The organism is Pseudomonas sp. B21-028, from assembly GCF_024749045.1.
Lineage (GTDB): Bacteria > Pseudomonadota > Gammaproteobacteria > Pseudomonadales > Pseudomonadaceae > Aquipseudomonas.
On record NZ_CP087184.1, the window covers coordinates 1,571,675 to 1,596,216 of the forward strand.

Annotated in this window: 23 protein-coding genes and 2 pseudogenes; 17 read left to right on the plus strand and 8 right to left on the minus strand. The window is 58.9% G+C overall.

Features of this window, described 5'->3' with window-relative positions; translation table 11 throughout:
* Positions 1-2 precede the first annotated feature (2 nt).
* From LOY35_RS07120 to LOY35_RS07150, 6 genes are all read left to right on the plus strand, one after another.
* Positions 3-611 (plus strand): LemA family protein, encoded by a 609-nt coding sequence (locus LOY35_RS07120; RefSeq protein ID WP_258631710.1) that lies wholly within the window; start codon positions 3-5, stop codon positions 609-611.
* Positions 612-735: 124 nt separating this feature from the next.
* Positions 736-1,491 carry a TPM domain-containing protein gene (locus LOY35_RS28385; protein WP_309475899.1) on the plus strand — a complete coding sequence of 252 codons (756 nt, stop codon included), beginning with the start codon at positions 736-738 and terminating at the stop codon, positions 1,489-1,491.
* Between the two features lie 28 nt (positions 1,492-1,519).
* On the plus strand, positions 1,520-2,137 hold the full coding sequence (locus tag LOY35_RS07135; protein ID WP_258631712.1) for a TPM domain-containing protein: 618 nt from the start codon (positions 1,520-1,522) through the stop codon (positions 2,135-2,137).
* A gap of 232 nt (positions 2,138-2,369) precedes the next feature.
* On the plus strand, positions 2,370-3,584 hold the full coding sequence (locus tag LOY35_RS07140; protein WP_258631714.1) for an SAM-dependent methyltransferase: 1,215 nt from the start codon (positions 2,370-2,372) through the stop codon (positions 3,582-3,584).
* A gap of 222 nt (positions 3,585-3,806) precedes the next feature.
* Positions 3,807-4,388: a DJ-1/PfpI family protein gene (locus LOY35_RS07145; protein ID WP_258631715.1), complete on the plus strand. Its 582-nt coding sequence runs from the start codon at positions 3,807-3,809 to the stop codon at positions 4,386-4,388.
* A 71-nt stretch (positions 4,389-4,459) separates the two neighbouring features.
* Positions 4,460-4,804, plus strand: coding sequence for a YegP family protein (locus LOY35_RS07150; protein WP_258631716.1), 345 nt, complete (start codon positions 4,460-4,462; stop codon positions 4,802-4,804).
* 183 nt (positions 4,805-4,987) lie between these two features.
* Here the strand turns inward: LOY35_RS07150 and LOY35_RS07155 are convergent, their stop codons facing one another.
* Positions 4,988-6,007, minus strand: a complete 1,020-nt coding sequence (locus tag LOY35_RS07155) for a DUF4917 family protein (protein WP_258631718.1) — start codon at positions 6,005-6,007, stop codon at positions 4,988-4,990.
* Between the two features lie 139 nt (positions 6,008-6,146).
* Between LOY35_RS07155 and yiaY the strand changes: the two genes are divergently transcribed.
* Positions 6,147-7,295 carry an L-threonine dehydrogenase gene (gene yiaY, locus LOY35_RS07160; RefSeq protein ID WP_258631720.1) on the plus strand — a complete coding sequence of 383 codons (1,149 nt, stop codon included), beginning with the start codon at positions 6,147-6,149 and terminating at the stop codon, positions 7,293-7,295.
* Positions 7,296-7,414: 119 nt separating this feature from the next.
* Here the strand turns inward: yiaY and LOY35_RS07165 are convergent, their stop codons facing one another.
* On the minus strand, positions 7,415-8,650 hold the full coding sequence (locus tag LOY35_RS07165) for an aminotransferase class I/II-fold pyridoxal phosphate-dependent enzyme (protein ID WP_258631721.1): 1,236 nt from the start codon (positions 8,648-8,650) through the stop codon (positions 7,415-7,417).
* A gap of 306 nt (positions 8,651-8,956) precedes the next feature.
* Between LOY35_RS07165 and fos the strand changes: the two genes are divergently transcribed.
* The 4 genes from fos to LOY35_RS07185 all read left to right on the plus strand — a co-directional run bounded on the left by fos (position 8,957) and on the right by LOY35_RS07185 (position 12,712).
* A complete protein-coding gene (fos, locus tag LOY35_RS07170; protein WP_258631722.1) occupies positions 8,957-9,373 on the plus strand; it encodes a fosfomycin resistance glutathione transferase in 417 nt (138 codons plus the stop codon).
* A gap of 155 nt (positions 9,374-9,528) precedes the next feature.
* Positions 9,529-10,878, plus strand: a complete 1,350-nt coding sequence (locus LOY35_RS07175; protein WP_258631724.1) for a GGDEF domain-containing protein — start codon at positions 9,529-9,531, stop codon at positions 10,876-10,878.
* Positions 10,879-11,226: 348 nt separating this feature from the next.
* Positions 11,227-11,730, plus strand: coding sequence for a DUF4142 domain-containing protein (locus LOY35_RS07180; RefSeq protein ID WP_258631726.1), 504 nt, complete (start codon positions 11,227-11,229; stop codon positions 11,728-11,730).
* Between the two features lie 73 nt (positions 11,731-11,803).
* Entirely contained in the window at positions 11,804-12,712 is a 909-nt protein-coding gene (locus LOY35_RS07185) for an SDR family oxidoreductase (RefSeq protein WP_258631728.1), read from the plus strand.
* Between the two features lie 48 nt (positions 12,713-12,760).
* Here the strand turns inward: LOY35_RS07185 and LOY35_RS07190 are convergent, their stop codons facing one another.
* The gene (locus LOY35_RS07190) at positions 12,761-13,165 is read right to left on the minus strand and encodes a low affinity iron permease family protein (RefSeq protein ID WP_258631730.1); all 405 of its coding nucleotides are present in this window, start codon (positions 13,163-13,165) and stop codon (positions 12,761-12,763) included.
* A 175-nt stretch (positions 13,166-13,340) separates the two neighbouring features.
* Here LOY35_RS07190 and LOY35_RS07195 point away from each other — a divergent pair, with 175 nt between their 5' ends.
* Positions 13,341-13,487 carry a hypothetical protein gene (locus tag LOY35_RS07195; RefSeq protein WP_193754057.1) on the plus strand — a complete coding sequence of 49 codons (147 nt, stop codon included), beginning with the start codon at positions 13,341-13,343 and terminating at the stop codon, positions 13,485-13,487.
* Positions 13,488-13,620: 133 nt separating this feature from the next.
* On the opposite strand, the gene LOY35_RS07200 is transcribed toward LOY35_RS07195, so the two are convergent.
* The 3 genes and pseudogenes from LOY35_RS07200 to LOY35_RS07210 form a co-directional block, all read right to left on the minus strand.
* Entirely contained in the window at positions 13,621-14,031 is a 411-nt protein-coding gene (locus LOY35_RS07200; RefSeq protein WP_258631732.1) for a type II toxin-antitoxin system HicB family antitoxin, read from the minus strand.
* Between the two features lie 40 nt (positions 14,032-14,071).
* Positions 14,072-14,248 (minus strand): annotated as a pseudogene (locus tag LOY35_RS07205) (type II toxin-antitoxin system HicA family toxin); the annotation flags it as partial.
* Positions 14,249-14,497: 249 nt separating this feature from the next.
* Positions 14,498-15,127: a LysE family translocator gene (locus LOY35_RS07210; protein WP_258631733.1), complete on the minus strand. Its 630-nt coding sequence runs from the start codon at positions 15,125-15,127 to the stop codon at positions 14,498-14,500.
* 142 nt (positions 15,128-15,269) lie between these two features.
* Between LOY35_RS07210 and LOY35_RS07215 the strand changes: the two genes are divergently transcribed.
* The gene (locus tag LOY35_RS07215) at positions 15,270-15,746 is read left to right on the plus strand and encodes an Lrp/AsnC family transcriptional regulator (protein ID WP_258631734.1); all 477 of its coding nucleotides are present in this window, start codon (positions 15,270-15,272) and stop codon (positions 15,744-15,746) included.
* 100 nt (positions 15,747-15,846) lie between these two features.
* On the opposite strand, the gene LOY35_RS07220 is transcribed toward LOY35_RS07215, so the two are convergent.
* Positions 15,847-17,877 (minus strand): hypothetical protein, encoded by a 2,031-nt coding sequence (locus LOY35_RS07220; RefSeq protein ID WP_258631735.1) that lies wholly within the window; start codon positions 17,875-17,877, stop codon positions 15,847-15,849.
* Positions 17,878-18,164: 287 nt separating this feature from the next.
* On the opposite strand from LOY35_RS07220, the gene LOY35_RS07225 reads away from it, so the two are divergent.
* Positions 18,165-18,944 carry an SDR family NAD(P)-dependent oxidoreductase gene (locus LOY35_RS07225; RefSeq protein ID WP_258631736.1) on the plus strand — a complete coding sequence of 260 codons (780 nt, stop codon included), beginning with the start codon at positions 18,165-18,167 and terminating at the stop codon, positions 18,942-18,944.
* Positions 18,945-19,364: 420 nt separating this feature from the next.
* On the opposite strand, the gene LOY35_RS07230 is transcribed toward LOY35_RS07225, so the two are convergent.
* Complete coding sequence (locus LOY35_RS07230) at positions 19,365-20,141, minus strand: hypothetical protein (protein WP_258631737.1); 777 nt, start codon at positions 20,139-20,141, stop codon at positions 19,365-19,367.
* Positions 20,142-21,834: 1,693 nt separating this feature from the next.
* Here LOY35_RS07230 and LOY35_RS07235 point away from each other — a divergent pair.
* The 3 genes and pseudogenes from LOY35_RS07235 (at position 21,835) to LOY35_RS07245 (ending at position 24,531) form a co-directional block, all read left to right on the plus strand.
* Positions 21,835-22,158, plus strand: coding sequence for a hypothetical protein (locus LOY35_RS07235; RefSeq protein WP_258631738.1), 324 nt, complete (start codon positions 21,835-21,837; stop codon positions 22,156-22,158).
* Positions 22,097-23,509 (plus strand): annotated as a pseudogene (locus LOY35_RS07240) (terminase large subunit domain-containing protein); the annotation flags it as partial. The gene LOY35_RS07235 and the pseudogene LOY35_RS07240, both read left to right, overlap by 62 nt.
* Positions 23,506-24,531, plus strand: a complete 1,026-nt coding sequence (locus LOY35_RS07245; protein ID WP_258631739.1) for a phage portal protein — start codon at positions 23,506-23,508, stop codon at positions 24,529-24,531. The pseudogene LOY35_RS07240 and the gene LOY35_RS07245, both read left to right, overlap by 4 nt.
* Positions 24,532-24,542 lie beyond the last annotated feature (11 nt).

Here is a 24,542-nt window from a genome sequence, read left to right on the forward strand (position 1 = left end):
CGATGAATCTACGATTGAACCACCAAAGCGGCTTGCGAATGCTGGCCCTGATGCTGTTCACCTCACTGCTGGCCGGTTGCGGCATCAACACGATTCCGACCCTCGACGAACAGGCCAAGGCTGCCTGGGGCCAGGTGCAGAACCAGTATCAGCGCCGCGCCGACCTGATCCCGAACCTGGTGGAAACCGTCAAGGGCTATGCCCAGCACGAGCAGGAAACCCTGACCGCCGTCATCGAGGCGCGGGCCAAGGCCACCTCGATCCAGGTCGATGCCACCACGCTGGACAACCCGGAGAAGCTCAAGCAGTTCCAACAGGCCCAGGATCAGTTGACCGGCGCGCTGAGCCGCCTGATGGTAGTGTCCGAGCGCTACCCGGACCTCAAGGCCAACCAGAACTTCCTGGCGCTGCAATCGCAGCTCGAAGGCACCGAGAACCGCATCGCCGTGGCCCGTCGCGACTTCATCCTGGCGGTGCAGAAGTACAACACCGAGATCCGGACTTTCCCGGGGCGGTTGTGGCACAGCGTGATGTACAGCGACCTTCCGATCCGCCAGACCTTCGAGGCCACCAGCCCTGACGCCGAGAAAGCGCCACAGGTGAAATTCTGACCGATACCCGGCAGCCTGAAGCGTTGTGGGAGCGGGCTTGCCCGCGAAGGCGGCAGCACATCCAATGATTGTTGCCCGCTGACCCACCGCTTTCGCGAGCAAGCCCGCTCCCACAGGAGTTCCAATGCGTGTGTTGAAATTTGGCCTGGTGCTGTTGCTCTGGGTGTTTGCAGTCACGGCCCAGGCCGAGTTGAAGTTTCCGGCGCTGACCGGCCGGGTGGTGGACACTGCCCAGTTGCTCCAGCCGTCGGTGCGCGAACAGCTGGACGCGCAGCTCAAGGCCCATGAACAGGCGACCGGGGAACAGGTGGTCGTCGTCACGCTGCCTGACCTGCAAGGTTCCAGCATCGAAGACTTCGGCTATCAGTTGGGACGCCACTGGGGCATCGGGCAGAAGGACAAGAACAATGGGGCACTGCTGATCGTGGCCCGGGATGATCGCAAACTGCGAATCGAAGTGGGCTACGGCCTGGAAGATCGTCTGACCGATGCCCAGAGTTCGGTGATCATCAACCAGGTCATCACCCCGGCCTTCAAGACCGGCAATTTCAACAAAGGCATCAGCGACGGCGTGGCGGCGATGCTGGTGGTGCTGGGCGGTAGCCCTCTGGATGAGCCGGCTGCCGCGTACTCTTCAGGCGAGCAGGAGGAGGGCGACTTTGTCTCGCGTCATCCATGGACATTCGTGATGCTGGTGATGTTGTTCATCGTCACGATCATGGTCTGCCAGGTGCTGGGGATCTTGCCGGCCGGGGGAGGCGGCTCCAGCGGCTCAAGAGGGGGAGGCTTTGGCGGCGGTGGCTTCGGCGGTGGCGGAGGCGGTGGTTTCAGCGGCGGCGGTGGCAGTTTCGGGGGCGGCGGTTCGTCGGGCGGCTGGTGACAATAATAATGAGCAGGCACTTCTAATCATGGCATTACTGACTGAACACGAACAACGCAAGGTGGCCGAAGCCATCGCCCGGGTCGAGCGGGATACCGACGCCGAACTGGTCACGGTGCTCGCTGCGCGCGCCGACGACTATGCCTACATCCCGCTGCTGTGGGCCAGCCTGCTGGCCCTGGTGGTGCCAGGTGTGCTGCATTACCTGACGGGCTGGTTGACCATGCACAGCCTGTTGCTGGTGCAGTGGATCAGCTTCATCGTGCTGTGCCTGATGTTTCGCATTCCGAAGATCACCACTCACCTGATCCCCCGCTCGGTGCGCCACTGGCGGGCGTCCAACCTGGCTCGCCGGCAGTTTCTCGAACAGAACCTGCACCACACCGTGGGCAGCACCGGAATGCTGATCTTTGTCTGCGAGGCCGAGCGCTACGTGGAGATCCTGGTGGACGAAGGCATTTCCAAGCGTCTCGACAACCGGAACTGGGATGCCATTGTCGCGGCCTTCACCGAGCAGGTCCGCCAGGGGCAGACCTTGCAGGGCTTCGTGACCTGCATCGAAGCCTGCGGCGAATTGCTCAAGGAACATGTGCCGGTGACCCACGAACGCAATGAACTGCCGAACCGGTTGGTGGTTTTAGGCTGAGGCTTCCTATCGGGTTCCGTTGTGGCGAGGGGATTTATCCCCGCTGGGCTGTGCAGCAGCCCTAAAAGTGCCATATCGGTGTATCAGATTGATTGGAGTTGATCCTGTTGGGGCTGCTTCGCAGCCCAGCGGGGATAAATCCCCTCGCCACAACAATTCCTCGTGCCCTGACACCTCATCCCCCTTAAAATACCCGCCATTCCCGATCCGCCCGCCCCGAGGCCGCTTGTTCATGTCCGTTACCACCACCGCCCGTCCCGCGCCGGATCATCACGCCGAGTTCATCGAGCTGCTGCAGGCCAGCCTCGACCAGAATGCTTTCATCAAACTGGTGCTGGCCAGGCATGTCGGCGACGAAGCGGACCTCCAACGGCTGATCATCAAGCAACTGACGGTCAAGGAGCAGCCTTGCCTGTCCTTCGTCTACCGCTACAAAACCCGCGACATCACCAAGAATTTCCCACTGGCCGAAGGCGTGGCGACCCTCGCGGCGTTGTTGCCGGCATCCTTCAAGAACGCTCATTTGCTGACGGTCACCGACGAAGCGCAGTTGGAGTACAGCAAGAAAGGCAAGTCTTCACTGTTCAGGAGCAAGCCCCAGCAACTGCGTGAAGTGCCCTCGGTGGAACACAACCGCGAGAAAAACCGCTTCCTCGACCTGAGTCGGCCGTTCCTGGCCGACCTGGGTGTGACCAACCACAAGCACGAGCTGATCCCGGCCATGTCGCGCAAGTGGAAGCAGATCAACAAGTTCATCGAAGTCTTCAGCCATGCGCTGACCTCTTCCCCGCTGGACCTGGACAAACCGGTACGGGTGTCGGATTTCGGTTCGGGCAAGGGCTACCTGACCTTCGCCATTCACGACTACCTGTGCAACACCTTGCAGGCCGAAGGCGTGGTGACCGGCGTCGAGTTGCGCGAGGACATGGTGCGGCTGTGCAACGAGGCTGCCGGGCGCCTGGAACACCCGGGCCTGAGCTTCCAGCACGGCGACGTGCGCAGCGTGGCGCCGAGCGCGGTGGACGTGATGATCGCCTTGCATGCCTGCGACATCGCCACCGACTACGCGATCCACATGGGCATCCGCTCGGGCGCCTCGATCATCATGTGCTCGCCGTGCTGCCACAAGCAGATCCGCTTGCAGATCCAGAGCCCGGCGTTGCTCAAGCCGATGTTGCAATACGGCCTGCACCTGGGCCAGCAGGCGGAAATGGTCACCGACAGCCTGCGAGCGCTGTTCCTGGAGGCCTGTGGCTACGAAACCAAAGTGTTCGAGTTCATTTCCCTGGAACACACCAACAAGAACAAGATGATCCTGGCGGTCAAACGCGCCACGCCGATCGATCCGGCCGAGTTGCTGGCGAAGATCCAGGAACTGAAGGCGTTCTACCACATCACCGAGCATTGCCTCGAAACGCTGTTGCGGGCTGACGGTTACCTCCCCTGATGCGGGACAGATGCAACGCTGTGGGAGCATAGCTTGCTCGCGATGAACGATGACTCAATTGTGCTGCTGAACCTCGGCGCTGAATCGCGAGCAAGCTTTGCTCCCACAGAACAACATTCAGCCTCCATCGTCGTGCAGCCCGTCAGATGACAAGTGAAGCCCTCCCCACCGGACTACCTTTAATGCGTTCACCCCTCACGCATGCCCAAAGGAGTCCAACCCATGGCCGCAAAGAAAATCCTGATGCTGGTCGGCGATTACGTCGAAGACTATGAAGTGATGGTGCCGTTCCAGGCCTTGCAGATGATCGGCCACACCGTGCACGCGGTGTGCCCTGACAAGACCGCCGGGCAGACCGTGCGCACGGCGATCCACGACTTCGACGGCGACCAGACCTACAGCGAGAAACCGGGCCATCTGTTCACCCTGAATCATGATTTTTTCGGTGTCGGCGTGGCTGACTACGACGCGCTGCTGATTCCCGGCGGGCGAGCGCCGGAATACCTGCGCCTGAATGAAAAAGTCCTGCAACTGGTGCGCGATTTCGACGTGGCGGGCAAGCCGATCGCCGCAGTGTGCCATGGCGCGCAATTGCTGGCGGCGGCGGGCATTCTGGAGGGGCGTGAGTGCAGCGCCTATCCGGCCTGTGCTCCGGAAGTGCGCTTGGCGGGCGGGACCTTCATCGACATTCCGGTGACCGAAGGTCATGTCCAGGGCAACCTGGCGACCGCACCGGCCTGGCCCGCTCATCCGAACTGGCTGGCGGGGTTCCTGACGCTATTGGGCACGGCCATCACCCTGTAGTGGCGCCGACTGGCAGAGCCGGCGGGACGGGTCTTTACTCTTGAGGCTTTTGACCTCTCAAGGAAATGATCATGTCCGGATGGTACGAAATCAGCAAGAACAGCAGTGGCCAGTTTCGGTTCGTGCTCAAGGCAGCCAATGCCGAAACGATCTTGACCAGCGAGTTGTACACCACCCGTAGCGGTGCCGACGGGGGCATCGCCGCGGTGCAGAAGAACAGCCCGTTGGCCGAGCGCTATGAGCTCAAGAACACCAGGGACGGCCATCCCTATTTCAATCTCAAGGCCGCCAACCATGAAGTGATCGGCAGCAGTGAAGCCTATTCATCGGACGCCGCCCGGGACAAGGGCATTGCCAGCGTCAAGGCGAACGGGCCGAGTACGGTGATCAAGGACAAGACCCTGTTGGCGCTTTGAAAGCAACCGATGCCGCGACGCGTTTCCTGTGGCGAGGGGATTTATCCCCGCTGGGGTGCGTAGCGCCCCCAAAAGTGAAATACCTCAGATCCATCTGACACTCCGAGTTGCCATGATGAGGGCTGCTACGCACCCCAGCGGGGATAAATCCCCTCGCCACAGGCTTTTGCGCTGATTCTATTTCTACACCTCCACCGGCACCGACAGCTGCGGATCGCCCAGCGGATGGCTCTTGGCATCGAAGAACCGCAGTTCCATGTCCAACCCCTGGAACAGCTTGGCGTAATGGCGCTTCTGGTGCTGGATGAACGCCTGGCTGCGAGGGTAGATCGAGATTGCCATGGTGCGGGGTTTCGCCTGGCGCAGGGCGCGGACGATGTGCTGGTCCTGCTCGCCCAGGGCTTGGCCGAACAGGCACAGATTGTCACCGTGGTGCAGCAGTTGGTCGTAGCAGAACGACAGGTAGTCGGAACTGCGGATGGTCTTGAGCTTGTCCTCGCTCGGGCCTTCATTGACGAACAACGGTACGTCGTCGAGGGTCTTGAGGGTGTTGTTGATGGCGAAATTGCCCAGCAGCGTACCTTCGGTGGACGTGAGCTTGCGCGCCGTGCCGTCCTGGTTGCGCACCAGATGCAGGCCTCCGTGCAGGTACAACAAGCGCGGTTTGTCCGTGGTCACCTGGTTCAGATCGAAACTGTGCTCGGCACCGATGAACAGATCGGTGATGGCCTGCGGCGCATGCTGGATCGCCCAGTAGTTGAGCAGGTCGTAGTTGGTGGTGAACACCGTGGCATAGCGGCTCAACTCCTGGTTGAGCGTTGCCAGGGTCGACGGCTGCACCAGCCGCCATGGAATGTGCACCGCGTGCACGGTGTTGATCAGCGCTTCCTTGATCGCGTAGTAGCGATTGCGCGGGGCGGCGGAGCTGACGGCGAGGGCCTTGTTGACCCGGCTGGTGGCTTTCAGCGCACTGAGCACCTGTTCGAAGCTGCGGGTCTGCAGCGCGTCGAACACGCTCAACTCCGACGGGCTCAGGGGCTTTTCCTCGACGGTGCGGGCGTTTTCGAACAGCGAGTCATAGCCGAAATCATCCCATACGGTGCGGCTGGCGCCATTGCCCACCAGTAGCCCGCTGAAAGCGGTATGGGCGCGCAAGGTCCCCCAATCTTCAAGCCGGGCGTCGTATTCCTGGAAGTCGGTCATTGGAAAGTCATCTCAAAACGTGGCAAGGGCAGGGCGCGACTTTATCACGACCGACTCTTGAGCCAGATCAAGGAGCCGCGTGACTGATTGGTCAATCCTGTGGGCCCGTGCCGATCCGGCCCCTTCAGGAGCGTGTCCCATGAGTAGCACTTTTTTCATTCCCGCCGTGAACGTCATGGGGCTGGGTTGCCTCGACGAGGCCATGACCGCCATTCGCAACTACGGTTTTCGCAAGGCCTTGATCGTGACCGACGCGGGGCTGGCCAAGGCCGGCGTTGCGGACAAGGTGGCCGGCCTGCTGGCGCTGCAGGACATCGAGTCGGTGATATTCGACGGCGCCAAGCCCAACCCGAGCACCGCGAACGTCGAGAATGGCCTGGGATTGTTGAAAGAAAGCCAATGCGATTTCGTGGTGTCGCTGGGCGGCGGTTCGCCTCATGACTGCGCCAAGGGCATTGCCCTGTGCGCCACCAATGGCGGGCAGATCCGCGACTACGAGGGTGTCGACCGGTCGGGCAAGCCGCAATTGCCGCTGATCGCCATCAACACCACGGCCGGCACCGCCAGTGAGATGACTCGCTTCTGCATCATTACCGACGAATCGCGCCACGTGAAAATGGCGATTGTCGACCGTAACGTGACGCCGCTCATGTCAGTCAACGACCCGGCGCTGATGGTGGCAATGCCCAAGGGACTGACGGCTGCGACGGGCATGGATGCGCTGACCCACGCGGTCGAAGCCTACGTGTCCACCGCCGCCAGCCCGATCACCGATGCCTGTGCCTTGAAAGCCATCATCCTGATCAGCAACAACCTGCGCCTGGCGGTGCGTGACGGCAATGATCTGGCGGCACGGGAGAATATGGCCTACGCGCAGTTCCTCGCAGGGATGGCATTCAACAATGCTTCGCTGGGTTTCGTGCACGCCATGGCTCACCAGTTGGGCGGTTTCTATGACTTGCCCCACGGCGTGTGCAACGCGGTGCTGTTGCCCCATGTGCAGAGTTTCAATGCCTCGGTGTGCGCCACGCGTCTGACCGATGTGGGCCGTGCCATGGGGGTCGATACGCTTCGATCCAGCCCGGAGGAAGGCGCCCGGGCCGCCATCGCCGCGATCGTCAGCCTGGCCCGGGACGTGGAGATCCCGGCCGGCCTGCGTGAATTGGGCATGCGCCTCGATGACGTGCCGGTACTGGCCGCCAACGCCCTGAAAGACGCCTGCGGCCTGACCAACCCGCGGGCAGCCGATCAACGGCAGATCGAGGAAATTTTCCGCAACGCGTTCTAGCGACCCCGAGACGCCATGGCCTTCACGCAGGCCATGGCCGCCACCGCCAGCAGTGTGTACAGCGCAACGGTGGTGCAAGTGACGATCAGGGTTGTACGGCTTTTCATCGAGGACCCGCGTCAGGGGCGGATATCACGCCCGTGGGCCTGCAGCAGGTTGGTGATCTGTTTGCAAAAAGACTGGATCACGCTCGTTTCCATGTCGGCGCGCAGGGTTATGCGTATGGCCGCCTTATCTTGTGGCACCACGGGGAAAAAGACTGCCGAAGTGAGGTATCCCAGCTCCGCCAGCTCAACCGCCAGGCGGTTGGCCAAGGTGGCTTCACCGCAGGGCACCAGACGTATCGCCATCGGGTTGCCGTGCTGTTCGGTACGGACAAGGTTGTCGAAGACGCGGATATTAGCCTGCAAACGCTCCTGCAACGAGACCAGCTCCCGGCTGCGGTGCAGGCGGATCGAGGCCATGCCGGCACCAATGGCCGCTGCGTTCAGGCTCTGGGACCAACTGCTCGGCCCACCGTAACGCTGCACCAGTGCTTTATGCCGCTCACTGCCGAACATGGCCAACCCGCCACTGGCGCCGAAAGATTTGGCCAGCGAGGCGACGATCAGTGTGCGATCGTCCACGGCAGGCAGACGCGAACGGACCAGCCCCGCACCGCATTTGCCGACGGTGGACAACGCGTGGGAGTCGTCCATATACAGGAACAGGCCATACCGCTGCTTGAGAAACAGCAGGCTGTCCAGGTCCGCCATGCCGCCCATGCTGTAGGCACTGTCAGTCACGTAGGCGACGTTGCGCTCTCGCTTGCACAAGTCCTCGATGAAGTTCATGTCGTTGTGGGGGCAGGTGATGACCTGCGTTTCATCGGCGCAGGCGGTCTTGAAGTGGTTCATCGAACAGTGGGCATGCTTGTCGAAGACCATGGCGGGTGGCCGATTGCCTGTGAATGCGCCGCTGGCCAGCAGCGGCAGGATCCCGGCGCTGGCCGCGCTGCAGGACAAGGCACTCAGGCAACTGGCGCCGAACAGCTCCGACAGCTGGGTTTCGTACTGGGCCAGAATCGCCAGCTTGCAGCGGTTCTTCGAGTCGGCGACACGCAGGGTTCCGGTTTCCCAGAGTGCAGTCATGGCGCCATCCAGCAGGGCGGGGTGATAGTCCAGGCCCAGGTAGGACGTCGTACAGAAGTGGTGGAGGGTACGGCCGTACTGGTCGACCAGGACGTTGGGCGTCTTGACCTCGACATTGAGCCCCGAGATTTTCCCGGCCTCGGCGCACTGCCAGTCCTGATCCGCCAGGGAGATGACCTTGCGGTAGTTGGTGAAACGATGAGTGGGTTGCGCGATCTGGTTCATGGTGCGATGACATTCCTTGGTTGAGAGCTGCTGTCCGTGGGTTGTTTCAATATCTGTGTGTTTCCGGACTTTACAGACCACCGCGCAGGGCTTTGAATCGGCTGTTTCCGGCGTGCTTGAGGGCTGCTGGAGTCTTCGGTGTAGGACCTTGCCTATGAACGTGGACGGGGAATCCCTTCGGGCAGTCGGAGCTCGGTGGGTTTAGCCGGATGGGCCTGGATCCGCTGGGTTTGTCTGGCCTGAAGCGCTGTCAAGGCATCGGTAAACGGGCGTAACATTCATTTCTTTCTTTGGGGATCGCTGTCGATGCTTTCAGGCCTCAATCACCTGACCCTTGCCGTCATCGATCTGGATCGAAGCGTCGGGTTCTATCGTGAACTGTTGCAGCTGCGTCTCGAGGCCAGGTGGGACAGCGGGGCCTATCTGTCCCTGCCCGGGTTGTGGTTGTGCCTGGCTCTCGACCCTCAGCGTAAGACCGAACCCGTGGCGGACTACACCCATTACGCATTCGGCCTGGCTGCCGAACATTTTCCGGTGCTGGTGGCACGACTGAGCGCCGCGCAGGTAACGTCATGGCGGGACAACCGTAGCGAAGGCGATTCGTTTTATTTTCTCGACCCGGACGGGCATAAGCTTGAGATCCATGTGGGTGACCTCGCGTCCCGGCTGGAGGCCTGTCGGCAGGCACCTTATGCCGGGATGGTGTTCTTCACGACGCCCTGATGGGCAGCCCGGCCATACCCCTGGTAAATAGATGGCTTATTGCAATCAATTTCTCGGGTGCCCTGATTGCCTGCGCTATCCTCTGTGTAATCGTGGGTGTACGTCCGATCACCCAGTTCACCCACCGCTGCATTCTCCGGATGGCTTCCAGCTCAATGGGTACTCGAGATTCCGCGCCGCTGGCCAGTTACATCGATCTTCTGCTGGACGCCGTGTGTGCCGTCGACGGCCAGGGGCGCTTCGTATTCGTCAGCGCCGCCTGCGAACGCATTTTCGGTTACACCCCCCAGGAGCTGATCGGCCGGCCGATGATCGAACTGGTTCACCCTGGCGATCGCCAGCGTACCCTCGAGGCGGCGCGGGAGATCATGGACGGCGAGCCCAAGCTCAACTTCGAGAATCGCTACCTGCGCAAGGACGGTCGGGTGGTGCATATCCTGTGGTCGGCGCGCTGGTCGGAAATTGATCAATTGCGCATCGCCGTGGCCCGGGACATTACCGAGCGCAAACTGGCGGAGTCCCGACAGGCGGCGCTGTACGCCATTTCCGAAGCGGCCCATGCCGCGGCGGACCTGCTGGCGCTGTTCAAGCGTATCCACCTGATCATCGGCGAGTGGCTACCGGCCCTGAATTTCTCGGTGGCGCTGTACGATGAACAATGCGCTCAATTGAATTTCGCCTATCACGTCGACGACCAGGAAGGGCAACCCGAACTGCCGGGGACAATCACCGGGCGTTTGTGCACCGAGGTGATTCGCAGCGGTCAGCCGATCTTGCTCACACCTGATTGCAACCCACTGCCAGCGGATTTTTTCGACCTCATGGCGCAGCCGGGCGCGCCGTGCTGGCTGGGTGTGCCGCTGAATTCGCAAAACGGCACGATTGGCGCGCTGATCCTCAAAAGTGCCCAGAACAGTGAGCGCTACACCGAGCAGGACATGGAGTTGCTGCAGTACGTCTGTGCGCAGATCACCATCGCCATCGAACGCCAGCAATTGCACGCCCGCTTGCAGCGCATGGCCCAATACGACCAGCTGACCCAGGTGCCGAACCGCGAACTGCTGCGTGAACGGTTCAAGGCCGCGCTGGCGAGCGCCCGCTTGGGGTCAGGGCGCATGGCATTGCTGTATATCGACCTGGACCGCTTCAAGCAGGTCAACGACACCTACGGCCACGGTGTCGGCGATCTGCTGTTGCAAGCGGTGGCCAGTCGGCTCCAGGGCTGTGTACGTGATTCCGACACAGTCGCGCGTATTGGCGGCGATGAGTTCGTGGTGCTGCTCCATAGCATCCAGGCTCTGGAAGATGCCCACGGGGTGCAGGAAAAAATCCGCCAGGCGCTGACCCAGCCGCTGCGACTGGACGGGCACTGCCTGAGCATCGAACCGAGCATCGGCGTGGCTTGTTTCCCTGACCACGGCATCGAAGACGTGGCACTGTTTCGCCATGCCGACGAAGCGATGTACGCCGCCAAGCGCCAGAATCACAGGGCCTTCGGCATCTGAAAGCACGTCACCGTTCGTCGTCGCGCCGCTCGTTTATTCAAACCTTTGCGTCCCTGGTCCTTTCGAATGTCAGGCGGGCCCTGCTCGCCAACATTCAAGCATCTGGAGGGCCAGACCATGCCGGGTTCACGAAGCGTTCATCCCGCAAATGTCATCCATGATCGAACCAAGGTGTCTGAAGCGGGTCGCAAAAGTGGGAGAACTACCATCATGACCGTCGACAAGCACCCGTCGAAAGCCGAAACCGTTCGCAAACCGGGTCGGACATGTCGCTGAATGGTCATCGATGGTTCTGATGCAGAGGCAGGGCGACCTGCCCGAACTTTTAACTACGAGGAGGGCGCGACCATGAGCCGGATGGCTACCTTTTATCGCACCACCAGTCTCGTCGTGCTGATGGGCCTGGGTGCCAACAGTGCCTGGGCCCAATCGCCAGCCGAATTCATCAACGATGCCTCCGCCAAAGGCATGGCCGACATCGAGGCCAGTCGCATGGCGCACGGCAAAGCCGAATCCAGAGAGGTAAAGGACTACACCATCATGGTGATCAACGACCGCACCACCGCCAATCAGCATCTGGCCAAGATTGCGAAAAAACTCGATCTGCCAGTCGCACCGCGGGAGGAAGTCGCTGACAAGGCCAAGGCCATGATCCCGCAGATGCAGGAAGGCGAGTCGTTCGAAGCGGCTTATGCCGCCAGCCAGGTCAAGGCCACCGAGGAAGCCATCGCGCAGATCGAGCAGGAGGCCCAGACCACCGAAGTGCCGGAAATCAAGGCGTTTGCCGATGAAACCCTGCCTAAATTGCAGACCCACCTGGAGATGGCAAGGGCACTGCAGGCCAGCCGCTGATCGCGGCACGTCTCACATTCAGGGCCGGGGCGTTCGCTCCCGGCTTGTCTTGCCCGCCGAAAGGAGAACCTCGATGTCCACACGCCGAGAACCCAACCAATACGCGATGCAGAACCCGCTGACACAGTATCCCCGCCCACCCTTTCCCGACCAGCCACAATCGCCGCCCGGCATCGACCAGGACATGGTGCCCAAGCCCGATCATGGCGAAAAAAGCTATCAAGGCTTCGGCCGACTGGAAGGTCGCAAGGCGCTGGTGACCGGCGGCGACTCGGGTATCGGCCGCGCGGCAGCCATTGCCTACGCCCGGGAGGGGGCTGATGTGGCCATCAATTACCTGCCCAGCGAAGAGCGCGACGCCCGGCAAGTCATCGAACTGATCGAAGCCGAAGGCCGCAAAGCCATTGCGATTCCCGGTGATCTCAAGGACGAAGCCTTCTGCGCCCAATTGGTCAGAAGCGCTCACGAGCAATTGGGGGGCCTGGATATCCTGGTAAACGTTGCTGGCAAGCAGGAGGCGCAAAAGGACATCGCCGACATCACCACCGCGCAATTCGACGACACCATGAAAACCAACATCTACGCGATGTTCTGGATCTGCAAGGCCGCGGTGCCGCTGATGCCGGCGGGGGCAACGGTCATCAACACCGCATCGATCCAGTCTTACGACCCGTCCGCGACGCTGCTGGATTACGCCACCACCAAGGCGGCCATCGTGGCCTTCACCAAGGCACTGGCGGGGCAAGTGATCAGCAAGGGTATCCGCGTCAACGCCGTGGCGCCCGGACCGATCTGGACGGTGTTGCAACCCAGTGGGGGACAACCCCAGGAGAAGATTCCTACCTTTGGCTCTCAGGTGCCGATGAAGCGTCCCGGGCAACCGGCCGAATGTGCGCCGCTATATGTACTGTTGGCGTCTCAGGAGTCGAGCTACATCACTGGCGAAGTCTTCGGCGTGACGGGGGGTAATCCGCTGCCTTGAGGTTCGTTCGCGATGCGCGAGTGGTGCCACGCCACTCGCGCATCGCGATCAGCACTGATTCAGATCGATCTTGTTCTTCTTCCCTACCCCTTCCAGGCTTTTAGCCTCGCCTTGTCCCATGGCTTGGTAATGCTTCCTCAGCGCTTCCAGTTGCTTGAGGTCCAGCGCCTCGAGTCCGAGCATTGCATTTTGCGCTTCGCTGGTCGCGCGCAACAATTCGTCGATCTTCAGGTGCAGGATATCGGTGTCGCGGTTCTGCGTGTTCTGGATCAGGAACACCATCAGGAAGGTAATGATCGTCGTGGACGTATTGATGATCAGCTGCCACGTATCGTTGAACTTGAACAGTGGCCCGCTGCAGGCCCAAAGCACGAGGAGCACGATAGCCCCCAGAAATGTCTTGGGGCTCCCCGCCCACAGGGACAGTTTTTGCGCGATTTTTGCGAAGGTCATTGCTGTGTTCCTTATGGGATTGCACCTGTCTGGTGTGACAGCAACGCCTCGGTGAAAATTCTACTTACATTTAGGTGCGACCCTGGGGGAGAACGTCTGTCGTCCTGGCTGAAGTCTGTCGCAACCATTTGCCGCGTTCATCGGTCACTCCTTAAAGCCCTCAGCGGAGTACACCATGAACCTCACGCGCACGTTCTGCCTCGCCTGTAGCCTGCTCGTCCTGCAAGGCTGTTTCGACAATTCGGACAATGAAACCAAGGACAACACTGACGGCACCAAGTCTTCGGTGCAGATGAAAGAATCCGACGCCCAGAAAAAATAGACATCGATCCGCAAAACCCTGTGGGAGCGAGCCTGCTCGCGATGGCGGTGTGTCAGGCAACGCCGATGTTGCTGAACCATCGTCATCGCGAGCAGGCTCGCTCCCACAGGTTTTGTATCCAGGCGCGAGCTGTTTACCGTCCTTGCTGCAACACCTTGAGCGCCGCCGAAGCCAGGAACCCGGAGCGGCTCTTTTCTTCAGGATGATGCAGCACATATTCATCGATACGGTTCAGCAGATAGCCGGGAAGGGTGATGTTGAGTTTCTGCGCCTTGCCCAGGTACTTGGTTACGTCAATGTCCACCAGCGCCCAGGTGCAACCGGCATAGTGCGGGTTGGCCGCGTGGACGGTGACTTTACTGGCCGTTGGAATCGGCGAGCCGTCTTCGGCAAGAATCTCGAAGTGACCTTCAATGGCCTCGCGGGCCATGGCCATGGCGTCATCCAGATCGTCTCCCGCGGAAAAACAACCCGGAATATCCGGCACTTCAACACCCCAGGCGTGTTTTTCATCACCCATGGAAATCGCAATCGGGTACAGCATGTTCATCGTCCTCCGGGAGCGCAGGGCAACGGGCGATCTGGAGCAGGGCCTGTTGCAGGATACTGATGGCCGTTTTCTTGAGCAGGTCCTTCTTCGGGTGAGGAACGGTGACCAGTCCCGGCTTGCTCGGGTGCTTGAAATGATGATGGCTGCCCCGAACCCGCACCAGGTACCAACCGTCCGCAAGGAGTTGGCTTATCAAAAAACGGCTATTCACATCACCTCCGTGTGGTGTGCTTGGTGGGTACTATACCTACTATGAGTTTGTGATCAACACTATAATCACCGCCCCGGATCAGGCGAGCAGGCGCGTTCATCGCAACGAAGTCTAGAAGCCGCGCCAGATAAGGCCGGCGGGGAGGTGGGATGGGGTTATTACCGGATATGAAGGACGGAAAAAACGTGGCGAGGGAGCTTGCTCCCGCTGGGCTGCCTCTATGGGCGAGGCCTTGGGACATCCGCAGCGCTATGACTGCTGTACGAATGTCAGCCGCACCGCAAACCCGATCAACAAGCTCCCAAACAACCACTGCTGCACACGCTGAGCCGAAGGTGAGCGCTGCAACCAGCGCCCAAGCGCCACACCCACCAGGGCGTAGGCGCAATCGAACAGCAAGCCAACACCGACCAGGATCACACCGAGGACCGCAAATTGCCCAAGCACCGGGCCGCCCCGTGGGTCGATGAACTGCGGCAGCAGGATCGAACAGAACAGCAATGCCTTGGGATTGAGCAGGTTGGTCAGTAACCCGCGCCGAATCGCCTGGCCCCAACGCTGCTTTACAGGTTCGATGCCGGCCGCTTCAAGGCTTGGCAACAAACGGGTCCGCAGGCATTGAAAGCCGATCCATAACAGATAGGCAGCACCGAGCAGGCGCACCGCATCGAATGTCCAGGGGGCGGTCTTGAACAATGCCGAGAGCCCCAACGCGGCCAATACGACATGACATCCCCGAGCGATTCCCAAACCCACCGCCGTTGCCAGTGCCGGACCCTTGCCCTGACGCGCGCCGGTTTGCAGCAACAGAATCATGTCGGGTCCCGGCAACAGATACGCCACCGTCAAGGCCATCAGGAACAACCAGAACTCTGCCATGCCACGCTCCTTCGCAACGTTTGAAAAATGCCAGTCTAAAGCGGGAGGGCAGGGCAGGTGCTTGCGAAGTCAGCTTCTAAGTTGGCAAAAATTGGCATAACCTGCCAACGATCGAATAAAAGAAACTGGAAAATGCCAACCCATGAAGCTCGATGCCTTCGATCGCAAGATCCTCGCCGCATTGCAACGCGATGGCCGCCTGAGCAATGTGCAACTGGCCGAGGAAATCGGCCTGTCGCCCTCACCGTGTCTGCGCCGCGTGCGGATGCTCGAAGACGCTGGCGTGATTCGCGGCTACCAGGCCATCCTCGACCGTGACGAAGTGGGCCTTGGGCTGACGATCTTCGTCGGTATCAAGGTTGAACGGCATAACGATGAACAAGCCGACGCGTTTCGCCAGGCTGTTACGGCATTGCCGGAGGTGATTTCAGCGTTCCTGGTATCGGGAGAGTCGGACTTTCTGCTGCAGGTGGTGGTGCCGGACTTACGGGCGTATGACCGCTTTCTTACGGGGCGACTGCTCAAGTTGCCGGGGGTCAGTGATATCCGCAGTAATTTTGCGATCCATACCGTGAAGACCCCGGGAGCGCTGCCATTGGGGCATTTGCCTGGGGCGTGAGTCAGTTTTTGCCGGCTATGGTGCAAGTTGCAATTCGGATGCGTGGCTAATGGGATCCCCAACGGCGCGGTCGCCGCGTCGTTGGGGGAGCGCCTACGGACTAGCGGGTATAAGGGCCTTGCAAGTTGACCTGAGTGCCAGCGAACCAGCCAAACCAGGCGGTAATACCGAGCCAGGGGTCGGTCCGCGCCAGGACATCCATCAGGTTGACGTTCAGTGTGTCGGTGAGGTCCATCATCATCGCCGGCGTTGGATAGCTTTTAATGACGCCACTGCTGCTCCAGATGATCGCAAACTCGTAATATGGCCCCTCGACATAGGTGCCCTCGGGTGCTTCCGGAATGGTGAGCGTCGTATAAGCACTGTATCCCGGGCCGACGAACGGATTGGGGCAGGCCCAGGCGATTGCCCAGTAGAGCGGCATCAGGTTCTGGTAGGCCTGCAACATCAGACCGTTGGCCATGGCGGTTGCGGTGGAGCTGTCATGGTCCGTTGTCGAGGAACCGCCGTTGTTGCCAGTGGGTATCGGGAGGTTACCGTTGTCGGCATACCTGTAGAAGCTCATCAGGCGTCCGTGGTCGCTGGCGATGGTCGTGTAGAAGTTACTGAGGCTCTTGTTGCTCGCTTCGAAGGAGTCGGCGACCTGGTCCCAGTATTGGCCGATGGTGATCGAACTGGTCGTCCCGCCGAAGGCGCTGGTGATCACGCGAATGACATCGGTCACGGCAACCGCCGCCAGGTTGGCCCAGGCAGCAGTGGTTCCGGAGAAGAACCATACCAGCGAATAACCGAGGTCTTTGAGCAACTGGCCGAAGTCCAGCAGCGTACTGTCGTCAGTCTTGGCTTGCATGTTGGCGATCGCCCCGTTTATCAGGGTATTTGCCGTGCCCTGCGCTGTGTTCAGGGTTCCTTGGGTATAGCTGTAGAGCGATTGGAGTTGTTCGACAGCGCTCATCTCCTGCCAGACGGTATGGATGATCTGGAGCCAGTCGTCAGCAGCCACGCCCGTTGGCGCCGGGGGAGCGGTTGGAGACAGGTTGTAGTTGCCGTTCGTATCGAATTGCAACCAGTTGTCGAGCTGGGTGGCGACGGCGTTCGGGGACCACTCGGGGGAGGCCGCCGCCAGCCCACGCGGATCGAGTGGGTCATTGGAGTTCGCACCATTGATGATGTTGCCGAGGGCGATGCACAGCTGCGAGTAGGCATTGTTGAAATCGGGCCAGGCCACGGCGGGTTGATCGACGATGGATTGCAACAAGTCCACGGTCGGCTGCTGTGGCGCGAAGCAGATGACAATGTCGTGCGTGAAAATGGTGTCCCACTCTTCCCCCTCGGGGTATTTGGCGGAGCAATAGCCAAAGGTACCGGCGCCGCACACACCACCGTAGCGCATGGCCCAACGGTTGGCGGCCACGGCGAGGACACTCATGTTCGTGTCCATCAGGTTCGGACTGTTCAAGGGTTCGAGAATGCCCGCGAGGATCTGATCCATCAGGGCGGCGCGACCAGCCCTGAGCACCTGGATGCCGGGGGTGTTGCTGAACGCGAAAACGCCGCGGACGGTCTGGTCGCCCTCGACCGCCATTTCCCAGCTCGGGATGCCGGCCACGTAGGCGTTACCGTTGGCGTCGTTTTGCGTCAGGGCATAGGCATGGGCGGCAGCGGCCCAGCGGCGCTCGTCAGGATCGCCGGTCTGGTTCGAGGTCAATGTGAGGGGCGGCAGGTTGCCATAGGCACTCGCCAACGCGGCGTTGAGTTCGTCGTCGCTGGGCTGGAGCACGGTGACCTGGGTTCCCACAGGGAACAGAAACGCTCCGACGACGGGATTGCCGTTGTCATCGAAGCCCGTTTCCCATGACGGGATAGCGAAAGCATAAAGCGGGTTTCCATTGTCGTCCTGCTGGCTCAGTGCCCAACGGAGAATGCCGTTTGCCCAGTAGCGGTAATCAATGAAGGAACCGGTCAGGGGGGGATCGATGCCCGAGAGCATCTGGAGCACGTCACTTTGCAGAATATTCTGCCAAACAACGGTCACGCTGGTGCTTTCGATGCCGCCACTGATGGGCGGAACTGTGGCAAATGCGGGGGCGGTGGCACTTTTCGTATATCCAGAGGCGTCGAGGCTGAACATGAGAGATCTCCCTATCCGCGGATAAAAACAGCTTTTGAGTAATGCGCTTGGTGGCTGCCGAAGCGACAGCGCTGAAAAGTCTAGTCCGGTATCCGTACCGTGCTAGTGGCCTGTGGCCTCTTTATTCACGCAAATAGGGTTAACAAGCCGGGTCTTATTGCACAAGACAGACCATCCGCTTCTGGCCATTTCCTGCCGCTCACAATCTTTAGTGCATCAATGCGGGCGCCTGGCGTCTACTCTGAACTGTCAACCTGTCTTCGAGTGTCTCTCTGTGGAGCCGTGCAATGGTCAAAAGCTGGAGTGGTCAGGTCGCATTGGTCAGCGGCGCTGGCAGCGAATATGGGATTGGCCTGGCTATCGCGCGACGGCTCGGGGACGCGGGTGTAAAGCTGATCATCACCGGCAGCAGTGCCCGTATCCATGATCGCGTCGCGCAGCTGAGTGCGGAAGGTTATGAGGTACAGGGACGTGCTGCGGACCTTACGCAGCCGGCTCAGGTCGTCGAACTGGTGACGTGGGCTGAATCGCTCTGGGGACGAATCGATGTACTCGTGAACAACGCCGGTATGGCGATTCAGGGTGATGCCGAAACGTTCGCTGAAGTGGCCACTATGAGCGTCGAGCTGTGGAACACTTCGATTGCCCGTAATCTGACCACTGCATTTCTGCTGACCCGCGCTGTGTTACCGGGCATGCAGGATCGTCGTTACGGACGCATCGTCCAGGTCAGTTCTACGACCGGCACCCGCGTCAGCAACCCTGGCGAGGCCGCGTATGCGGCGGCGAAAGCGGGGATGGTGGGTATGAACATGAGCCTGGCGCTGGAAGTCGCGCCGTACGGTATCACCGTGAACGCTGTTGCCCCCGGGTGGATCGCGACGCAATCCAGCACTGCGGGGGAAATGAGCGCGGCGCAGTATGTTCCCGTCGGGCGTGCCGGTAGACCGGACGAGGTCGCAGCGGCGGTCGCTTTTCTTGCTTCCCCGGAGTCCAGCTACATTACGGGCGAGGTTCTCGTGGTGGATGGGGGCAACTGCCTCTCCGAGAACAAAAGCCCTAGGTGAGCGCAGTGCGTTTCGGCGGTGAGCAGGGGTTAACCCTTCAGCCAGCCCAAGGCGGACCATTCAAAAACACCAGACCAAAAAAAACCGGCCATTCAATGCCGGTTTTTTATATCCCCCGTCAAAACCACAACGACGCGAGAGCAGAATTCGATTGGAGCGGGTGAAGGGAATCGAACCTTTATTGGCCATCTTCGCCCAGAAGCGTGTATGTGTGTAGGTGTGATCAGCCCATGGATACCCCGTAAGGGCGTATCACTTAAGTTCATTGCTCTCTAATGTTTTAATTAATTGAAAGTAACTTGCCTTTCCCCAAGTGTTATAGATTTCTCCAGCTTGTAAACGTTCGATGATTGGCGTAGTCATAGTTGTTAGGCAGGCCTTGAGTTGGCCTGCCGTAAATGGTTTGCTGTTTTGCTGAGCTTATCGCTCTTGCACTTTGGTTGTTTGTGAAGCTTGCTTTTCTTTTGCTGGGTCTGAATACGTTTGGCCGGAAAAAGTAACAGTGCTTTCACACCACCATTTTTTCTGATACGCACCTATTTTACAGGTGGGTGCAGGCCGATTTATGATTTTACCGCTAATATGATTTAGAAAAGGCTTTGAGGCGTCTTGCTCTGCCTTGTCAATGTCTTTGTTCAAAGCGCTCAGCGCTTCCTCTTGGGTGTTAGCGCCGACAGGGCTTTTGAATTTTGATGTTCTTACATAAGAATAGATCTGTTTATTTTGAGTTTTTTGTTTTTCAGGTTCCGCTTTGCTCTTAACTGTAGCAGTTTTGTTTTTTTCAGAGGCGGCCTTGGTTTTTTCCGCTAAAATTTTGCGCTTTTCATCACTAATTCTTTTCTTCTCTGCTGCGATCCTTTTCTCCATTAGAGCATCTTCTTGTTCCTTGGAACACTTGATGTCAGTGAGGTCCACATCATCGAACATTGCGTCAAATGACAATTTGCGCATTTCATCTGAATATACACATGGGTCGTAGTTGGATCTGTAATATGCAACCTTTTTTTCATGCTCCGCAGCTTTCTGTTCTCTGGCTTTATGTCTTCTTTCCGATCGTTCCTGCTTAGTTTCATCGCTTAAAGAGCTAGCGCCGGATTGTCCGCCATATTTCGGGATTATTATAGAAGCTTCGTTAGCATAAGCATTGAACCCGAAACAACATAACGCAATATAAAGTGCTAACCAACTAGCTTTCATTAATTTATCTCCCCGGTTATAAGTTTTTCAAGATGGTCAAGTCTATTATTAATCCTGCTGCTCATAAAAAATATGAGGTTCCCTACAGGATTACGTGAAATGTAGTTCGTTTTTTTTGGATTGGCTACGGAATTAATGCACTCCAGTAATTAGCCTACTAATAGTTAGCTTGGTGGCTTCTCTGGTACGCCCAAATCTCGCATCGTCTTAGGAGTTTGGGGTCTGAGGAGGGCTGATACACCCGACTCCAGCTGGGCGCGATAGAGCCCCTGAAAAAATTTCATTCTATTGAGATTGATTCTTAAGTGAGGGGTGGTCGTTTTGAAAAAAGCGATATCAGCTATGCGGGCGTGGTAATGGGTCTGGAGGCCACGGTCTTACTGGGCTTTTGGTATTACAAGGGAAGGTAATATGAAGCGATATAAAGTAATATTTCTGTCAAGCCCCGGATTTATTGGATTTTAGGGAATAGAAATATAGCTTCTAAGAAAGGTAATACTATCGCCTTCCTATCGCTTAAATATCGCCTTTCCCCCAAACCGCTGGAAGCCTTGATAGACAAGGGCTGTGGCCGTTTCTCGGAGTAGATATTATTAATATTACTATTTTTCGGACCCCGGCAGATTTTAAGGTCGGAACCTGTAGGAGGTCGGCTCAACTGTGCTGACTCTTTGCGTCTGTTTCCGTTCAGTCGGCCGCGAATTCGTCAGGGAATTGGATCGCTAACGAGACCTGTAGCATCGCGGACATCGCTCCGCAGGGGTAGCTCAAGCTGGGAGCCAGACGTTTCACCGGTGAGCCATCACTTTCATTCTGTTTGAGTGCAGAAGACTTGATCAATGAGTCCCGACACGTTTCGAACTTGATTACGTCAGGCTCAAGTTCATGAGCCATGAAATTCCTTAGGTCGTTCACCAGCTTTACCATCCCCCACACATGACCGAGCTGTGCAGAGTCAAAGGCACATAGTGATCTCGCGAGCTTGGTGACTTGGGTGAAGTTAAGGCGGGCTTTATGGAGGTGTTCGGGTGAGCGCACTGATTTGTAGCAAAAGTCTCTGAGCATCTCTTCAATCAACAGATGCGCTTTGAGTAAGACAGTCTGATCGTCAAGATCTGGAAGGAAGTGTTTGGTGAACAGATCCCCGTGAGATTTCATGAACTGCAGGGGGGCTGTAGAGGCTCGCTATCATGTGGCAACGAATACGTCCCCCAACTGACTGCGATGACGAATATGCACCGCTGGAGACCTTGAAAATAGTGGAGCGGGTGAAGGGAATCGAACCCTCGTTATCAGCTTGGGAATCTTGGGTGGGTGGTGTTTCAGACGGACGCTGGATGTATGCTTGTGCCCCGCAAAGCCCCGTCTTAATTGGGGCTCAGTGCGAGGCACGATTTCAATCTGTTTCACTGGTTTGCCCCATATTCCACGCATACAGCCCCCAGCAACGGCCCCCAAATGCTCACAGAGAAACAAATCAAGGCAATGAAGCCTGCGGAAAAGGAGTTCACGGTCTCGGACGGCCGCACTGCCCGAGGCGAGGGCGTTCTGTTTCTGCGGGTGCGTCCGAACGGGACGAAGGAGTTCTATTTCCAGCGCTACAGCAACGGGAAAGAAGCTCAAGAGCAAACTCGGTACATGGCCAACACTGGGCCTCGCCGCTGCCAGGGATCTGTGCCGCGCCGAAAAGGAAGTGGTGATCGCGACCGGCACGTTTCAGAATGTGATGGACGGCTACATCGCCAAACTCGCGGGGGAGTGTGCAGCCTCGGTCGAGGACGTGAAGTGGTCCTTCAAACACTACGTGTCCGAACCATTCCCGAATCTGGTAAAGCTTCCGGCGGTCCTGATTGGTCCTGGTGAAATTAGAGACATCATCGCCAGGATGATCGCGAACGGCGTGACGACTTACTGCAACCGCCTCCGATCGCAACTGCATACCGCGTTTCAAGTAGGGACCGAAGAAAAAATCCCCGAAGAACGATATCAGCGAAGACCAGATCGAGCTGCTGCGTGAGGCCTTCATCGACGGCTGTTTCGATTACCAGAAAGACTGGCACCGGGCCGGTAACCAGCGCACTCGCGTCATTCTCAAGAGCCGGCAGATCGGCGCCACTTACTACTTCGCCCGCGAGGCGTTCATCGACGCCCTGGACACTGGTCGCAACCAGATTTTCCTGTCGGCATCAAAGAGTCAGGCGTACCTGTTCCGGGGTTACATCCAGGCCTTCGCCCGGGAAGTCATCGGCGTCGAGCTGACCGGTGACCCGATTGTATTGCCCAACGGCGCCGAGCTGTTTTTCCTCGGCACCAATGCCCGCACCGCTCAGGGCTATCACGGCAATTTCTACTTCGATGAGTTCTTCTGGACGTTCAAGTTCGAGGAGTTGAACAAGGTCGCCTCGGGCATGGCGATGCACAAGAAATGGCGGAAAACCTATTTCTCGACCCCGTCGAGCATGGCCCACGAGGCGTACACCTTCTGGACGGGCGAGCGCTTCAACAAGGGCAAACCCGCCGCGCAGCACACCAAAGTGGACGTGTCTCATGGCGCGCTCCAGCAGGGACGGTTCTGTGAGGACCGGCTGTGGTGCCAGATTGTCACTATCCTCGACGCAGAGCGGGGCGGCTGCGATCTGTTCGACATCGAAGAGCTGCGCCGGGAGTACAGCCCCGAGGCGTTCGCCAATCTGCTGATGTGCGAGTTCGTTGATGACGGCGCGAGCATCTTTCCGCTGTCGGTGTTGCAGTCCTGCATGGTCGATAGCTGGGTCGAGTGGGCCGAGGACTACAAACCGTTTGCCATGCGTCCGTTCGGCGACCGCCAGGTGTGGGTCGGCTATGACCCGGCTGAGACGGGCGATTGTTCCGGCCTGGCGGTGGTCGCGCCGCCCCTGGTGCCCGGCGGCAAGTTTCGCGTGCTCGAGCGTCACCAGTTCCGTGGTATGGACTTCGCCGCGCAGGCCGCCGCCATCAAGGGCGTGTGCGACCGCTACTGGGTGACCTACATCGGCATCGACGTCACCGGCCTGGGCAGCGGCGTGGCCCAGCTGGTGCGCCAGTTCTTCCCGGCGGTGACCACCTTCAGCTACTCCCCCGAGGTGAAAACCCGCCTGGTGCTGAAGGCCTACGACGTAATTCACAAGGGCCGGCTGGAGTTCGACGCCGGCTGGACCGACATGGCCCAGTCGCTCATGGCTATCCGCAAGACCATCACCGCAGGCGGTCGCCAGTTCACCTACACCGCAGGCCGCAACGACAACACCGGCCACGCCGACCTGGCCTGGGCGCTCTTCCACGCATTGCAGAACGAACCGCTCGAAGGGCAGACCGCTGCCAATACCGGGCGAATGGAGATTTTCACATGACCGAACAACTCGCCAGTCAGGCACTACTGCCGGCCACCCTCGACGCCGCCAGTGCGGGAACCCAGGTGTTCAGCTTCGGGGAGCCGACGCCGGTACTGGGTGGTCGCGAGGTGTTTGATTACTTGGAGTGCTGGTTCAACGGTAGGTGGTATGAGCCGCCGTTGTCGCTCAATGGCCTGGCCCGGTCAGTGGGCGCGAGCGTGCATTTGCATTCGGGGTTGATGTTCAAGTGCAACCTCTTGAGCAAGACGTTTATCCCGCATTCGATGCTGTCCCGGGCGGCTTTCGAGCAGTTCGCCCTGGACTTTCTGTGCCTGGGCAACGCGTATCTGGAGAAACGCCGCTCGGTTCTGGGCGGTACGCGGCAACTGGTGCCGTCGTTGGCGAAGTACATGCGGGTTGGGCCGGAGGGGCTGTTCTACCAGGTTCAGGGCTGGAAGAACGAGCACGCCTTCGAGCCGGGAAGCATTTTTCACCTACGCGAGGCTGATTTGCACCAAGAGATCTACGGGTTACCGGAGTGGGTCAGCGCACTGCAATCGGCATTGCTCAACGAGTCGGCGACCCTGTTCCGGCGCAAGTATTACGAGAACGGTAGTCACGCCGGGTTCATTTTGTACATGACCGATGCGGCGCAGACCGAGGCGGATATCGACGCTTTACGTAAGGCACTGAAAGAGTCCAAGGGGCCGGGGAATTTTCGGAATCTGTTTGTCTATTCGCCCACGGGCAAGAAGGACGGTATTCAACTGATTCCAGTCAGCGAAGTCGCGGCAAAGGACGAATTCAATTCGATCAAGAATCAAACCCGCGATGATGTGCTGGCGAGCCTGCGTATTCCTCCGCAGTTAATGGGAATCGTGCCGCAGAATGCGGGTGGATTCGGATCGATCAGGGAGGCGACACAGATCTATGCTGCTAACGAGCTGCAGCCCATTCAGACGCGGATGACCCAGCTGAACGACTGGCTGGGTGAAGAGATTATGAGATTCAAACCTTACGAGGTGGGCGGGGAGACGTAAAAGCTCCACGC

What these genes read in the sequence shown, in the direction of transcription:
- LOY35_RS07195 (WP_193754057.1), top strand. Translation starts at nt 13,341, where the DNA reads ATGAACCTCACGCGCACGTTCTGCCTCGCCTGTAGCCTGCTCGTCCTG.
- LOY35_RS07225 (WP_258631736.1), top strand. Translation starts at nt 18,165, where the DNA reads ATGGTCAAAAGCTGGAGTGGTCAGGTCGCATTGGTCAGCGGCGCTGGC.
- LOY35_RS07230 (WP_258631737.1), bottom strand. Translation starts at nt 20,141, where the DNA reads ATGAAAGCTAGTTGGTTAGCACTTTATATTGCGTTATGTTGTTTCGGG.
- LOY35_RS07220 (WP_258631735.1), bottom strand. Translation starts at nt 17,877, where the DNA reads ATGTTCAGCCTCGACGCCTCTGGATATACGAAAAGTGCCACCGCCCCC.
- LOY35_RS07190 (WP_258631730.1), bottom strand. Translation starts at nt 13,165, where the DNA reads ATGACCTTCGCAAAAATCGCGCAAAAACTGTCCCTGTGGGCGGGGAGC.
- LOY35_RS07165 (WP_258631721.1), bottom strand. Translation starts at nt 8,650, where the DNA reads ATGAACCAGATCGCGCAACCCACTCATCGTTTCACCAACTACCGCAAG.
- fos (WP_258631722.1), top strand. Translation starts at nt 8,957, where the DNA reads ATGCTTTCAGGCCTCAATCACCTGACCCTTGCCGTCATCGATCTGGAT.
- LOY35_RS28385 (WP_309475899.1), top strand. Translation starts at nt 736, where the DNA reads ATGCGTGTGTTGAAATTTGGCCTGGTGCTGTTGCTCTGGGTGTTTGCA.
- LOY35_RS07140 (WP_258631714.1), top strand. Translation starts at nt 2,370, where the DNA reads ATGTCCGTTACCACCACCGCCCGTCCCGCGCCGGATCATCACGCCGAG.
- LOY35_RS07120 (WP_258631710.1), top strand. Translation starts at nt 3, where the DNA reads ATGAATCTACGATTGAACCACCAAAGCGGCTTGCGAATGCTGGCCCTG.
- LOY35_RS07215 (WP_258631734.1), top strand. Translation starts at nt 15,270, where the DNA reads ATGAAGCTCGATGCCTTCGATCGCAAGATCCTCGCCGCATTGCAACGC.
- LOY35_RS07185 (WP_258631728.1), top strand. Translation starts at nt 11,804, where the DNA reads ATGTCCACACGCCGAGAACCCAACCAATACGCGATGCAGAACCCGCTG.
- LOY35_RS07135 (WP_258631712.1), top strand. Translation starts at nt 1,520, where the DNA reads ATGGCATTACTGACTGAACACGAACAACGCAAGGTGGCCGAAGCCATC.
- yiaY (WP_258631720.1), top strand. Translation starts at nt 6,147, where the DNA reads ATGAGTAGCACTTTTTTCATTCCCGCCGTGAACGTCATGGGGCTGGGT.
- LOY35_RS07180 (WP_258631726.1), top strand. Translation starts at nt 11,227, where the DNA reads ATGAGCCGGATGGCTACCTTTTATCGCACCACCAGTCTCGTCGTGCTG.
- LOY35_RS07200 (WP_258631732.1), bottom strand. Translation starts at nt 14,031, where the DNA reads ATGCTGTACCCGATTGCGATTTCCATGGGTGATGAAAAACACGCCTGG.
- LOY35_RS07155 (WP_258631718.1), bottom strand. Translation starts at nt 6,007, where the DNA reads ATGACCGACTTCCAGGAATACGACGCCCGGCTTGAAGATTGGGGGACC.
- LOY35_RS07150 (WP_258631716.1), top strand. Translation starts at nt 4,460, where the DNA reads ATGTCCGGATGGTACGAAATCAGCAAGAACAGCAGTGGCCAGTTTCGG.
- LOY35_RS07245 (WP_258631739.1), top strand. Translation starts at nt 23,506, where the DNA reads ATGACCGAACAACTCGCCAGTCAGGCACTACTGCCGGCCACCCTCGAC.
- LOY35_RS07175 (WP_258631724.1), top strand. Translation starts at nt 9,529, where the DNA reads ATGGGTACTCGAGATTCCGCGCCGCTGGCCAGTTACATCGATCTTCTG.
- LOY35_RS07210 (WP_258631733.1), bottom strand. Translation starts at nt 15,127, where the DNA reads ATGGCAGAGTTCTGGTTGTTCCTGATGGCCTTGACGGTGGCGTATCTG.
- LOY35_RS07145 (WP_258631715.1), top strand. Translation starts at nt 3,807, where the DNA reads ATGGCCGCAAAGAAAATCCTGATGCTGGTCGGCGATTACGTCGAAGAC.